Here is a 13,221-nt window from a genome sequence, read left to right as displayed (position 1 = left end):
CAATGGCGGTTCACATCGGCGGGCGACAGGCGTCGTGAGGGTGAGCCGCTCGCGCCGCAGCGCAAACGTATGCACTCGACGACACCGGATGCTCGCCGTCTCGCTCATGCCGGGCTTCGGGCGCTGCAGCGGCAAACGGCTCGCCGAACGGCCGTCGCGCGCGGACCTGAGGTGGATCGAGATGTGGATCGGGTCTCGGAGAAAATATCCGCCGATCATCCGCTGCGCGCCGCGCGCGGTATATTCACTCGTTTCGGTCGAACGCCTCAGAACATGCATCGCTTCATCCACCTCGCGCAGTCCGCAGCACGCAAGGCGCCACGCGACAGAGCGCCGACGGACACCCCATGAAGCGCACGCGCTCCCACGCCTTTTCCGACACCGTCCTCGGCGCGCCGTCGGCGCGGCGTCGGCGCGCGCTTCTCGCGATTCCCGTGCTCGGCACCTTCGTGCTGGTGCTGCTGTGGGCGGTGATCTTCGCCCGGCTGTCGGTCGAGCGCGAAGCGACTACGCATGAGTCGATGTCGTCCGCCGCCATTCTTTCGTCGGCGCTCGAACAGCACACCATCAAGGCGATTCACCAGGTCGACCAGATCACGCGCTTCGTCAAATACGAGTACGAGAAGTCGCCCGACAACTTCGATCTGATCGCCACCGTCGAAAAAGGCGTCGTGCAAAGCGACACGCTCGTGCAGGTTTCGCTGATCGACGAATACGGGACGCTGATCGCCAATACATCCGATCCGCATCCGAAACCGATCGATCTCTCCGACCGCGAACACTTCAAGGTCCACGCGCATTCGAACGACGATCTGCTCTACATCAGCCGCCCGGTGCGCGGGCGGGTATCCGGGCTCTGGACGCTGCAGATCACGCGGCGGCTCAATCATCCGGACGGCTCGTTCGCGGGCGTCGTGGTCGTGTCGGAAGACCCGGCGTATTTCACGAACGACTTCTACAACGTCGCGTCGATCGGGCACGAAGGCGTGATCGCGGTCGTGTCGGACAACGGCTCCGTGCTCGCGCGCAGCACGGGCGGCAGCCTGGCCGAGAGCGCCGCCGCGAATGCCGCCGCGGGCGCCCCGGCGAAAGGCAGCGCGCGCAGCGGCCCGGCCGATCGCTCGCACGCCGCGTTCAGCGCGACCGGCGTGTATCCGACGACCGATCACGCGTCGGGCATCTACGTCGATCCGATCGATCACGTGAAGCGCATCGTGTCGTACCGGCATATCGACGGCTATCCGCTCGGCGTGCTCGTCGGCCTGTCCGAGCGCGAGGAGATGGTCGACTACAACCACACGCGCAATGTCTATCTGCTGATGGCGAGCTTCATTTCGCTCGCGATGCTCGGCTTCTTCGCGGTCGCGACGGGCCTCATCGGCAAGCTGCTCGGGCGCGAGCGCGAGATGACGCATCTCGTCGAATACGACCTGCTCACCGGCCTGCGCAACCGGTATTCGACGCTGCGCGCGCTCAGGCTCGACGTGGCGCAGCCGGAAAACATCGGGCGCCTGGCGCTGCTCTTCATCGATCTCGACAACTTCAAGACCGTCAACGACACGCTCGGCCACAACGCCGGCGACATCGTCCTGCAGATGACCGCGTCGCGGCTCGCCGAAACGGTCGGGCAAAGCGGCACGCTGTCGCGCATCGGCGGCGACGAGTTCGTGGTCGTCGTGAAGGGCGACGACGTCGAGCAACGCGCCGTCACGCTCGCCGACGACATCTCGACGATGTTCGCCACGCCCTTCGACGTGCGCGGCAGCGCGTTCGTGCTGCATGCGAGCATCGGCATCGCGCTCTTCTCCGTGTCGAACGAGAGCGAAATCGATCTGCTGAAGAAGGCCGATCTCGCGATGTACAGCGCGAAGGACGCGGGCCGGAACTGCTATCAGTTCTATTCGCCGCAGTTGTCGCATCGCGCGGACCATTTGATGAAGTGGGAGCAGCAACTGCGCGTCGCGTTGACGGAGCAGCAGCTTTTCCTCGTCTATCAGCCGAAGATCGATCTGACGCGCCGCTGCATCACCGGTTTCGAGGCGCTCGTGCGCTGGAATCATCCGCAGCACGGGCTCATTCCGGCGAACGAGTTCATTCCGGTGGCGGAATCGACAGGACTGATCGTCGCGGTCGGCGATTTCGTGATTCACACCGCGTGCATGGAGCTCGCGCAATGGCAGCGCGACGGGTATACGGGACTGTCGCTCGCCGTGAACATTTCGGCCGTGCAGTTCTGGCGCGGCGATTTGCTGGAGACGGTCGCGCGCGCGATCGAGGCGAGCGGCATTCCGCCCGACAAGCTGGAGCTCGAAATCACCGAGACCGTGATGGTCGAGTATCCGGAGCTCGTGCAGGAGAAGATCGTCGCGCTGAAGCGGCTGGGCGTGCGTATCGCACTCGACGACTTCGGCACGGGATATTCGTCGCTGTCGTATCTGAACCGCTTTTCGGTCGATACGCTGAAGGTGGATCGCTCGTTCATCCAGGCGATTCCGGAAGATCGCAGCGTCTGCGTGATGGTGTCGGCGATCGTCAATCTGGCGCGCTCGCTCGGGTTGACGGTGATTGTCGAAGGCACGGAGCGCGAGGAGCAGATTGCGTGGCTCGCCGCGCTCGGGCCGGTGGAAGCGCAAGGCTTCCTGTTCTCTCGCCCGGTGCCGGCGGATGGCGTGCAGGCGCTGCTCGACCGTTTCGGCGTATGCGGATGGCCGCGCGGACACGCCCCGCGATCGCGCAAGGACGCCGGCCACGAATCGAGCACCGCGCTCAGCGACGAGCGCGGCGTTTAAGCGACGGGTCGAATCAGAAGCCGCGCGAAAGAACCGCCGTGCCGATCGTCACGACGCCCAGCACGAGATTGATCACGACGAGCCTTCTCACGGTGCCGACCGCCCTCGCGCCATCGGGCCAGTTCTGCGCCTGCACCGCGCGGCGGATGCGCGGAAAAACGGCGAAGCGGATGTGACCGAAGATCAGCATCATCACGATGCCGAGACCGGCCATCGCGTGCAGCGGCCACGCCGCATGACCGCCGCCGAATTGCATGAGCAGGAAACCGCCGGTGAGCAGGATGACGATCACCGAGGCGCCCACCCAGTTGAAGAAGCGCGCGAATACCGACTCCCAAAGCGGAAGACGCAGTTGCGGCGTGAGATCGCCGAGCGCGGGACGCAGGCAGAAATGCGCGAAGATCATTCCGCCTATCCAAACGGCGACGCCGAGCAAATGCAGAAAGAGCGCCGCTTCGATGGCTTTGTTCATTGTGAATTCCGGGGCTGATTTGAGTTGTTGAGTACGTGCAGGCACAAGGCATAGGAATACGCGCGGAGTGTGGAGTTCCCCGCCCGGCCGATTTTGTTCGACGATGACAGCGTGGCACGCGAAAGAATCAGATTATTCGTGACCCTAAGGATCGCGCGAATGGGATATGTCTTGCCGATGCCCCATGCCAGTCCGAGGCTTGCCTTAGTGACGGATATCGGCCGCCGGGCAGCTTTCCCGCCCCGGCTTCGCCGAGCGCCGCGGTGGACCGACGACGATCTGCACATTGCGACCAAGGCGCGCGAGCAGTTCGAGCAACTTCGCCTCGCTGACCCCGCGAAACTGGCCACGCATCAGCTGCGAGAGCGTGGGCTGACTGATGCCAAGAAGCGTTGAAATGATTAATGTCTGAATCTCGCGAACGACAGACGATAAAAAGCCCGCACTGAGCGGGCTTCATGCTGTCATGGAGCGCGCGCGGCGCCCCACTGAAACATCACCCCTCGAACACCGGCCGCAGCTCCGTCACCTTCAACGACGAATCCGGCGCCCTTCCCTTTCTCGATCGCTTGCCGAGATGCAGTTGCAACTGCGATCCGCTGAGCTTCTCGTCCCTCACCTTCCCGCCGCGCCCGGTGCCGATCATCATCACGCCGCGCGCATCGATGGCGAGCGCCTGGCGCAGCGTTTCCTTCGGATCGAGGCCCATCAGAATGACGCCGCGCCCCCCGCCCGACAACGTCTTCATCTCGTCCATGCCGAAGACGAGCAGTTTGCCCGCGCTCGACAAGCACGCGACATAGATCGCGCCCGGAATGACGGGCATCGGCGCGAGCGGTGCCGCGCCTTCATCGATCGTCATGAACGCCTTGCCGGCCTTCTGGCGGCTCACCATGTCGCCGAGCTTCGCGATGAAGCCGAAGCCGTTGCTCGATGCCAGCAGCAGTTGTTGTTCAGCATTCGCCGCGAAGTAATGCAGCAGATGCGTGCCCGATTCGAGCTCGATCAGCGACGTCACCGGCACGCCATCGCCGCGTCCGCCCGGCAACGCCGAAACCGGCACCGAATACACGCGACCCTTGCTGCCCCACGCGACGAGCGAATCCGGCGTGCGCGCCTGGAACGCGGCGTACAGCCCGTCGCCCTGCTTGAACGTGAAGCCCGCCGGATCGAGCCCGTGGCCCTTCAGCGCGCGCACCCAGCCCTTCTGCGACACGACCACCGTCACCGGTTCGTCGACGACACGCGCCTCGAACGTCGCGCGCTTCTCCTGCTGAATCAGCGTGCGGCGATCGTCGCCGTACTGCTTCGCGTCCGCTTCGATTTCCTTGATCAGCACGCGCTTCATCGCGGCGTCGCTGTTGAGCAGTTCTTCGAGCTTCGTCTTTTCGTCGCGCAAGTCGGACAACTCTTGTTCGATCTTGATCGCCTCCAGCCGCGCCAACTGACGCAGACGAATCTCGAGAATGTCCTCGGCCTGCCGGTCGGAGAGATTGAAGCGCGCGATCAGCGCCTGCTTCGGTTCCTCCGACTCGCGGATGATGCGGATGACTTCATCGATATTCAGGAAGACGATCATTCGTCCTTCGAGAATATGGATGCGGTCGTTGACCTTGCCCAAACGATGCTGCGTGCGCCGCGTCACCGTGACGAAGCGAAAGCCGATCCACTCGTGCAGGATCTCGACGATGCCCTTCTGACGCGGCCGGCCATCCGAGCCGATCATCACGAGGTTGATCGACGCGTTCGATTCGAGGCTCGTGTACGCGAGCAGCGTGTTGACGAACTCGGTCTGATCGATACGGCTCGACTTCGGCTCGAACACGAGCCGCACGGGCGCGTCCTTGCCCGACTCGTCGCGCACGGCGTCGAGCAGCGCGAGCATCGACTGCTTGGTCTGCACCTGCTCGGGCGTGAGCGTCTTCTTGCCGAGCTTGATCTTCGGATTCGTGAGTTCCTCGATTTCCTCGAGCACTTTCTGGCTCGACACGCCCGGCGGCAATTCCGTGATGACGACCTGCCACTGGCCGCGCGCGAGATCCTCGATCTTCCAGCGCGCACGCACCTTCAGGCTGCCGCGTCCGGTTTCGTAGGCCGTCGAGATTTCCGTCGGCGATGAAATGATTTGCCCGCCGCCGGGGAAATCCGGTCCGGGCAGTTTCTCCATCAAGCCCGCGTGGCCGATCTTCGGATCGCGGATCATCGCGACAGCGGCTTGCGCGACTTCGCGCAGATTGTGCGACGGAATTTCCGTCGCCAGCCCGACCGCGATGCCCGATGCGCCGTTCAGCAACAGGAACGGCAAGCGCGCGGGCAATAGCTTCGGCTCTTCGAACGAGCCGTCGTAGTTCGGCATGAAATCGACCGTGCCCTGATCGATTTCATCGAGCAGCAAACGCGCGATCGGCGTCAGACGCGCTTCGGTGTATCGCATGGCCGCTGCGCCGTCGCCGTCGCGCGAGCCGAAATTGCCCTGACCGTCGATGAGCGGATAGCGCATCGAAAAGTCCTGCGCGAGACGCACCAGCGCGTCGTACGCCGATTGATCGCCGTGCGGGTGATATTTACCCAGCACGTCGCCGACCACGCGCGCCGACTTCACCGGCTTGGCGTTGGCCGCGAGGCCCATCTCGCTCATCGCGTAGAGAATGCGGCGCTGCACGGGCTTCTGTCCATCGCACACGTCGGGCAGCGCGCGGCCCTTCACCACGCTCACCGCGTAGTCGAGATAAGCACGTTCGGCGTAATCGCCGAGCGTCAGTTGTTCGCCGTCCGGTGCAGTCTGTTCGGCGAAGAGATCGTCTGTGATTCCCATCGAATGTCCGTGTTAATGCGTTCGCGTCAGATGTCCGCTTCGACTTCGTTGCCCTTTTCTTCGAGCCAGCTTCGGCGCGAGGCCGCTTCACCCTTGCCCATCAGCATCGTCATGCGCGAAACGGTGAGATCGAAGCCGAGATCGCCGAGCGCGACCGGCAGAAGACGGCGCGTGTCCGGGTTCATCGTCGTGTCCCAGAGCTGTTCGGCGCTCATTTCGCCGAGGCCCTTGAAGCGGCTGATGGTCCACGCCGTTTCGCGCACGCCGTCCTTGCGCAGCTTGTCGAGGATCGCTTCGAGTTCGCCTTCGTCGAGCGCGTAGAGCTTCTGCGCGGGCTTCTTGCCGCGCGCGGGCGCATCGACTCGGAACAACGGCGGACGCGCGACGCACACATGGCCGCGCTCGATCAGTTGCGGGAAATGCTTGAAGAAGAGCGTGAGCAGCAGAACCTGAATGTGCGCGCCGTCGACGTCCGCATCGGAGAGAATGCAGATCTTGCCGTAGCGCAGATTCGACAGATCGATCTGATCGTCGGGACCGTGCGGATCGACGCCGATCGCCACCGCGATGTCATGCACTTCGTTGTTCGCGAAGAGCCGGTCGCGTTCCGTTTCCCACGTATTCAGCACCTTGCCGCGCAACGGGAGAATCGCCTGGAACTCCTTGTCGCGGCCCATTTTCGCGGAGCCGCCCGCCGAATCGCCCTCGACGAGAAAGAGTTCGTTGCGGGAGATATCCGTCGATTCGCAATCGGTGAGCTTGCCCGGCAACACGGCGACGCCCGAACTCTTCTTCTTCTCGATCTTCTGGCCCGCGCGCGTGCGCGCCTGCGCCTGGCGAATCACGAGCTCCGCGAGCTTCTTGCCGTATTCGACGTGCTGATTCAGCCACAACTCCAGCGCCGGCCGCGAGAACGACGACACGAGCTTCACGGCATCGCGGCTATTGAGGCGTTCCTTGATCTGCCCCTGGAACTGCGGATCGAGCACCTTCGCCGACAGCACGAACGACACGCGCGCGAACACGTCTTCCGCGAGCAGCTTGACGCCCTTCGGCTGGAGATTGTGAATCTCGACGAAGTTCTTCACCGCCTGAAAGAGACCGTCGCGCAAACCGGATTCATGCGTGCCGCCCGCGGGCGTCGGAATGAGGTTGACATACGATTCGCGCAGCAGCGGGCCTTCCTCGGTCCACGCGACGACCCACGACGCGCCCTCGCCTTCCGCGAACGTTTCCTCGGTGTTCTTCGAGCTTTCCGCGTAGCGTTCGCCTTCGAACAACGGAATCAGCAGTTCGCTGCCGCCCATGCCTTCGAGCAGATAACCGCGCAGACCGTCTTCGTATTTCCACGTCTGACGCTCGCCCGTTTTCTCGATGACGAGCACCACTTCGACACCCGGCAACAGCACGGCTTTCGAACGCAGGAGGCGCTGCAATTCGCCGAGCGGCAGATTCGGCGAGTCGAAATACTTCGGATTCGGCCATGCACGCACGCGCGTGCCGCTCTTCTTCGCGCCGCGTTCGGCTGGGCGCGTCGTCAGTTCTTCGATGACGTCGCCATTGGAAAACGCAAGCTGCGCGACCTTGTTGTCGCGCCAGACGGTGACTTCGAGACGGGTTGCGAGCGCGTTCGTCACCGAGACGCCGACGCCGTGCAGACCGCCCGAGAACGTATAGGCGCCGCCCGCGGCCTTATCGAACTTGCCGCCCGCATGCAGCCGCGTATAGACGATCTCGACGACCGGCACGCCTTCTTCCGGATGCAGCCCGAAAGGAATGCCGCGGCCGTCGTCCTCGACGGTCACGGAGTTGTCCTGATGCACGGTGACGGTGATTTGCTTGCCGAAGCCGCCGAGCGCTTCGTCGGAGGCGTTGTCGATCACCTCCTGAATGATGTGCAGCGGATTCTCGGTCCGCGTGTACATGCCGGGCCGCTGCTTGACCGGCTCCAGGCCCTTGAGCACCTTGATCGATGCTTCGCTGTAGCCGGCTGCCTTGGCGTTCATGACCTGGCGCTTGCCTCGTTCAGTGCCTGTCGCCATTGCGCTGGATTTTTTCGTGGACATAGTTGAACGTTGATCCGGCTCTCGAACGCCTGACGGAATGTCACGACATGACGCCCGATCTGCCGGCAAATGCTTGATGTTGTGCCTGGCCGGATGCGTTGAAAGCGAGGCAAAAAAACGCCCGCCGATCCGAGCCGCGCTAGGAGAATAGCGGTTTTCGCCCGCCGCGCCCACCTCGGCGCGATAAAACGCGCTTCGTTCGCGTACATGCGTTCAGCACACGCACAGCGGGCGCGAGCCGCTATTTGCGCTTCGCTTCGAGCTCTTCCCAGCGCTCGAGGGCGACGAGCAACTCCTCTTCGATCGCCGCGTGTCGCTCGGAAAGACGCGCGCCTTCCTTCGCGTCCTTCGCGAAGATCGAGCCGTCTTCGAGTTGCGCGCCGATAACCTTCTGCTCGTCTTCGAGTTCGGCGATGCGCCCCGGCAGCGCTTCGAGTTCGCGCTGTTCCTTGAACGACAGCTTCACCGTGCGCTGCGCATTGCGGCCGGCGGCGCTATCTTTCGGCGCATCGTCTTTCGGCGTGTCCTTCGCGGTCTGACGCGCCGCTTCTTCGGCAATGCGCTCCGAACGTTCGCGCTGAACCTGCCAGTCGGAGAAACCGCCGACATATTCGCGCCACTTGCCGCCGCCTTCCGCGGCGAACACCGACGTCACGACGTTGTCGAGGAACGCGCGGTCGTGGCTCACGAGCAACACGGTGCCGTCGTAATCCGCCAGCAGTTCTTCGAGCAGTTCGAGCGTCGGGATGTCGAGATCGTTGGTCGGCTCGTCGAGCACCAGCACGTTCGCCGGCCGCGCGAAAAGGCGCGCGAGCAGCAGGCGATTGCGCTCGCCGCCGGACAGCGACTGCACCGGCGAGCGCGCGCGTTCGGGCGCGAACAGGAAGTCGCCGAGATAGCTCATGACATGCTTCTTCACGCCGTTCACTTCGACCCATTCGCTGCCGGGACTGATGGTGTCGGCAAGCGATTTGTCGAGATCGAGTTGCGCGCGCATCTGATCGAAATACGCGACCTGAATGTTGGTGCCGGTCCGCACGCGGCCTTCGTCGGGCTGCAGTTCGCCGAGGATGAGCTTGAGCAGCGTGGTCTTGCCCGCGCCGTTCGGGCCGACGAGACCGATCTTGTCGCCGCGCATGACAGTTGCCGTGAACCGGTCGACGATCGTGCGTTCGCCGTAGCGTTTGGTCACATCGGTCAGTTCGGCGACGATCTTGCCGGACTTCTCGCCCTGCCCGACATCGAGCCTGACATTGCCCTGCACGTTGCGGCGCTCGGCGCGTTCCTTGCGCATTTCGACGAGCCGCGCGATGCGTCCGACGCTGCGCGTGCGCCGCGCCTCGACGCCTTTGCGGATCCACACTTCTTCCTGCGCGAGCAGCTTGTCGAACTTCGCCTGTTCGATCTGCTCGACTTCGAGCTGTTGCGCCTTCCTCGTCTGATACGCGCTGAAATTGCCGGGATACGACAGCAACCGACCGCGATCCAGTTCGACGATGCGCGTCGCCACGCGATCCAGAAACGCGCGATCGTGCGTGATGAAGAGCAGGCCCGTGCGCAACGTGACGAGCAGTTCCTCCAGCCAGCGGATGCCTTCGAAGTCGAGGTGGTTGGTCGGCTCGTCGAGCAGCAGCACGTCGGGCTGAACGACGAGCGCGCGCGCCAGCGCCACGCGCTTTTTCATGCCGCCGGACAGATCGCCTGCGCGGGCATCGCCATCGAGACCGATCTGCGCGAGTGTCGTCGCGACGCGCGTGCGCCAGTTCCACGCGTCGCGGGTATCGAGCGCCGACTGCAGCGCGTTCATGCGCGCGAGCAGCTCGTCGTGCTTCGCGCCTTCGGGCGTATCGGCGAGCGCGTGCGCGACGGCGTCGTACTCGTCGAGCAACGCGCGCGCTTCGGTGAGGCCGGAGGCGACGACATCGAACACGGATGCGTCGAGATCGAACTCGGGTTCCTGCGGCACGTAGACGGTCGTGAGCTCGCTCTGACGCGTGACGAGCCCGTCGTCGGGCGCGGCGAGCCCCGCGACGATCTTGAGAAGCGACGACTTGCCCGCGCCGTTGCGGCCGATCAGTCCGACACGCTCGCCCGCTTCGAGCGAGAAGTCGGCGTGGTCGAGCAATGCGACGTGGCCGAACGCGAGCTGCGCGTCCGAGATGGAATAAAGCGACATGGGAAAACCGGATGAATGGCGAAGAATCGGCGCCGAACACGCGAGCAACCGATGGAAGCGGCCATTGTACCGGGCGCGGCGCGCGATCACGCACGCTCCATTCGCCATTGGCCGAACGGACGAGGCGCGCAGCGCCAGCAAGCGCGAAAGGCCGCCCGGATGCGCTCCGTGGCGGCCTTTCCTCGCGTCGTGCCGAAACAACTTACTGCACGTGCACCTTGATCGTCTGGCTCATTTCGGGGCCGTACGAGCGGTGCGCGCCGTCGCCGAACTGCATTGTCAGCGTGTGATCGCCGGGCGGCAGCTTCACGTCGGCTTCGGTCTGGCCCTTGCCGAAGTGCAGCGACGTGTCGTTCGCCGGGATCACGGTGCCTTTGGGCAGCGGCTTGCTATCGATCAGCAGGTGGTGATGGCCGGTTCCATCGGTCATCGTGCCCGCCGGAGCGACCGACATGCCGTCGACGCCGAATCTGACGTGCACGGGGCTCGTGACGGTCGCGCCATCCTTCGGTTCGACGAAATAGACGCGCGCCTGCGCATGCGCCGCGCCGGCGTACTGGGTGAGCAGGACCGCGCCCGTCAGCATCGCGCCCAAGAGCTTTTTCTTCATCGTTTTCTCCACGTTGTGAAACCGGTCGATGGCGCGAGTCGGCGCCGGAGCCTCGAAAAGCATACACCGGGCTTTCGGCACGCCGGAATCGGGACCATCCTGCCTACGGCGATCGGGGAACGATCGCGCCGATTACGGTAAGATGCCGGCTCGCTGCGCCGCGCATCGTCTTCGAACGCACGCGGTCCGTTTATTTCTTTCGAATCAAGAGTCTGTCGTGAGCGAAGTCATCGAATTCAAAAGCTGGGTCTGCCTGATTTGCGGCTGGATCTACAACGAGGAAGAAGGTCTGCCGGACGATGGCATCGCTGCCGGAACCCGTTTCGACGACATCCCCGCCGACTGGCGCTGCCCGCTGTGCGACGTGGGCAAGGCCGATTTCGTCGTCGTCGAGTTTTGATGCTGGCGCCGCGCCTAATTGGCGGCGCGGCGCAGGCCCTGTCAATCGCAAAGTTTTAGCATCGCGACAAGGTGGCGGGTGCGCCATCTGGTTGTGACCAATCTACTTTGCAGATATGACGCTACGATGCGCGCGGCATGAAGCAGTCGGTCATGGCGCAATTCTAGCGCCGCCAGCCTGCTACTCAACATCACCGCATCGCTTTCTGCTTTCTCGCGCAACGCGACTTCCGTTGCTTTCTGCGCGTTGATGTTTGCAAATTCCTCCCTTAAACGCTCGTGTTCTTGCTTTGCAATTTCCTGCGCTTCCTTCGACTCCGCCAACTCCAGCCGTAACACTTCGGCTTCTGCCGACAGCCGATCAAGCGCAACGTTGCGGTCATTCAGCGCGAGTTCCTCGGCAGCGCTTCGGCCATCCGGTCTTTCCGAACTTGCGTTGTGCTCGATGCCGCAGGTTTCCAGCACCCGAATTCTGGCGTCTCGCTCCTCGATCCACTGATCACGCTCTTTGATCCAGCCGTCCCTATCGCTTATCCAGCGATCACGGTCGAGAATGAACGTCTGCAGTTGTGAGATACGGGTATTTTGCTCAGCGCACTGACGTCTCAGATTGAAGAGCTCATCAAGGAGTTTATTTGGAGCATCAACCTCCAGCGTTCGGCCGCTAGTTTCCGGAACTGGCTTTTTGTCCACGAGCCGTTCACCGCGCCGTTGACTCTGAAACGAAACGAAGTGCTTTTCTGCGATGTCCGCAACTGAAGGGTTCGATAACCGCCATAAGTAGTATTCAGACGAAAACAACAGCGAATACGGTATCAAATAAGTCAAGAAGAACCATATCCGAAATAACCGTGACGACTCGCCGGACTCGTCGAAAAAAGTCTGAATAGGGGTGCTACCGAAGAATCGAACCTTTTTGCGCCACAGTACCGCCTCGATCCCGAGGCTCGAATTGATGGTCCATAATTCCTGAATCGCGCCAAGGAATTTCAATGGCGAGCTTCCCAGGTCGACCTTGCCGGGATAAAGCGCCTTTCCGTTCGGATGATATCGGACAAGCGGAGTGTGTTCGGACATTGATCTCGACGCGAATTCGAGCAGCGAGAGATTGTTCCATCCTTTGCTGAAGGCGAGCGCGTTAGAGTCCGTTTCCACCTGCAGCGCGACGCCGATCGTATGCGAGTCTTCCGAAGAACGATACATCTCGCGCGCTGCATCCGAGATCAGTACCGATTCGAGAGTCTCGGAAATCGCGGCGTCACCTCGATCGCCGACCCAATCGCGAAATGCGGCTTTCTCGCGCTGCCACCGGATGCCGACTTCAGTATCTCCGTTGACTCCGCTCGTGTCCCAATAGGCGCATTGTGCGTAATACGGTTTTCGCAGTGGTCCGATCTCATTGAAAACAAGCGCGCAACCGGACTCTTGGGCCGCGCGTCGCATTGACGGACAATTGAGCCATGTGACCGCGACAACTTCTTGATGCAGCGCTTTCAAGCGCGAAAAGGCGTCTGCGAAATATCGATGCAATTCCGAAGAGTCTCGTGTCACGTAAGAGATGAACCGCTCAAGCGGTGCTTTGTCAAGTGACCAGTCCGTCAAACCGTCTTCATAGCAAACCAGCCGGACCCTTTCAGAATCCAAATTCCCCACGTTATACTCGTGAAACTGCTTTGACCAGTCCGACAGTTCCCAACGAGAAAGGTCGGATTGGATATTCAAGTAGTACCGCGGTAAAAGAATGGTCGACTGCTTTGCTCTGAACGCGTGAAGCCATTTCAGGATTACCCAATAGTAATGAGCAGTTCCTTCCACCGGAGCGACGAGTGGAACGAGCAGGACGAAATGCGTCATACGATTTGCCGGTCTGATGCTTCGTTATTTTCGATGGGAC

At 62.4% G+C, this 13,221-nt stretch carries 9 protein-coding genes; 2 read left to right on the top strand and 7 right to left on the bottom strand.

Features of this window, described 5'->3' with window-relative positions:
- Window positions 1–347 precede the first annotated feature (347 nt).
- Window positions 348–2,789, top strand: a complete 2,442-nt coding sequence (locus tag QCE49_RS03950) for an EAL domain-containing protein (protein WP_250456510.1) — start codon at window positions 348–350, stop codon at window positions 2,787–2,789.
- A 13-nt stretch (window positions 2,790–2,802) separates the two neighbouring features.
- Here QCE49_RS03950 and QCE49_RS03945 read toward each other — a convergent pair whose 3' ends face one another.
- From QCE49_RS03945 to QCE49_RS03920, 6 genes are all read right to left on the bottom strand, one after another.
- The gene (locus QCE49_RS03945; protein WP_008350729.1) at window positions 2,803–3,261 is read right to left on the bottom strand and encodes a CopD family protein; all 459 of its coding nucleotides are present in this window, start codon (window positions 3,259–3,261) and stop codon (window positions 2,803–2,805) included.
- 204 nt (window positions 3,262–3,465) lie between these two features.
- Complete coding sequence (locus QCE49_RS03940; protein ID WP_409017205.1) at window positions 3,466–3,642, bottom strand: XRE family transcriptional regulator; 177 nt, start codon at window positions 3,640–3,642, stop codon at window positions 3,466–3,468.
- 115 nt (window positions 3,643–3,757) lie between these two features.
- The gene (gene parC / locus QCE49_RS03935; protein ID WP_008350732.1) at window positions 3,758–6,076 is read right to left on the bottom strand and encodes a DNA topoisomerase IV subunit A; all 2,319 of its coding nucleotides are present in this window, start codon (window positions 6,074–6,076) and stop codon (window positions 3,758–3,760) included.
- A gap of 26 nt (window positions 6,077–6,102) precedes the next feature.
- Complete coding sequence (locus tag QCE49_RS03930; RefSeq protein WP_008350734.1) at window positions 6,103–8,082, bottom strand: DNA topoisomerase IV subunit B; 1,980 nt, start codon at window positions 8,080–8,082, stop codon at window positions 6,103–6,105.
- A 301-nt stretch (window positions 8,083–8,383) separates the two neighbouring features.
- Window positions 8,384–10,318 (bottom strand): ATP-binding cassette domain-containing protein, encoded by a 1,935-nt coding sequence (locus QCE49_RS03925; protein ID WP_250456511.1) that lies wholly within the window; start codon window positions 10,316–10,318, stop codon window positions 8,384–8,386.
- A gap of 202 nt (window positions 10,319–10,520) precedes the next feature.
- Window positions 10,521–10,928, bottom strand: a complete 408-nt coding sequence (locus QCE49_RS03920) for a DUF4399 domain-containing protein (RefSeq protein WP_033536673.1) — start codon at window positions 10,926–10,928, stop codon at window positions 10,521–10,523.
- Window positions 10,929–11,145: 217 nt separating this feature from the next.
- Here QCE49_RS03920 and QCE49_RS03915 point away from each other — a divergent pair, with 217 nt between their 5' ends.
- On the top strand, window positions 11,146–11,328 hold the full coding sequence (locus QCE49_RS03915) for a rubredoxin (RefSeq protein ID WP_008350739.1): 183 nt from the start codon (window positions 11,146–11,148) through the stop codon (window positions 11,326–11,328).
- 41 nt (window positions 11,329–11,369) lie between these two features.
- Here the strand turns inward: QCE49_RS03915 and QCE49_RS03910 are convergent, their stop codons facing one another.
- Window positions 11,370–13,181 (bottom strand): GT99 family glycosyltransferase N-terminal domain-containing protein, encoded by a 1,812-nt coding sequence (locus QCE49_RS03910; protein WP_250456512.1) that lies wholly within the window; start codon window positions 13,179–13,181, stop codon window positions 11,370–11,372.
- Window positions 13,182–13,221: the final 40 nt, after the last annotated feature.

Origin of the sequence: Caballeronia sp. LZ008 (assembly GCF_031451435.1) — a bacterium.
In the GTDB taxonomy this organism is placed as follows: domain Bacteria; phylum Pseudomonadota; class Gammaproteobacteria; order Burkholderiales; family Burkholderiaceae; genus Caballeronia; species Caballeronia zhejiangensis.
Note: the sequence above shows the minus strand (reverse complement) of the source record. Positions and strands in the feature narration are given on the sequence as shown.

What these genes read in the sequence shown, in the direction of transcription:
- QCE49_RS03920 (WP_033536673.1), bottom strand. Translation starts at nt 10,928, where the DNA reads ATGAAGAAAAAGCTCTTGGGCGCGATGCTGACGGGCGCGGTCCTGCTC.
- QCE49_RS03910 (WP_250456512.1), bottom strand. Translation starts at nt 13,181, where the DNA reads ATGACGCATTTCGTCCTGCTCGTTCCACTCGTCGCTCCGGTGGAAGGA.
- QCE49_RS03950 (WP_250456510.1), top strand. Translation starts at nt 348, where the DNA reads ATGAAGCGCACGCGCTCCCACGCCTTTTCCGACACCGTCCTCGGCGCG.
- parC (WP_008350732.1), bottom strand. Translation starts at nt 6,076, where the DNA reads ATGGGAATCACAGACGATCTCTTCGCCGAACAGACTGCACCGGACGGC.
- QCE49_RS03945 (WP_008350729.1), bottom strand. Translation starts at nt 3,261, where the DNA reads ATGAACAAAGCCATCGAAGCGGCGCTCTTTCTGCATTTGCTCGGCGTC.
- QCE49_RS03925 (WP_250456511.1), bottom strand. Translation starts at nt 10,318, where the DNA reads ATGTCGCTTTATTCCATCTCGGACGCGCAGCTCGCGTTCGGCCACGTC.
- QCE49_RS03930 (WP_008350734.1), bottom strand. Translation starts at nt 8,082, where the DNA reads ATGAACGCCAAGGCAGCCGGCTACAGCGAAGCATCGATCAAGGTGCTC.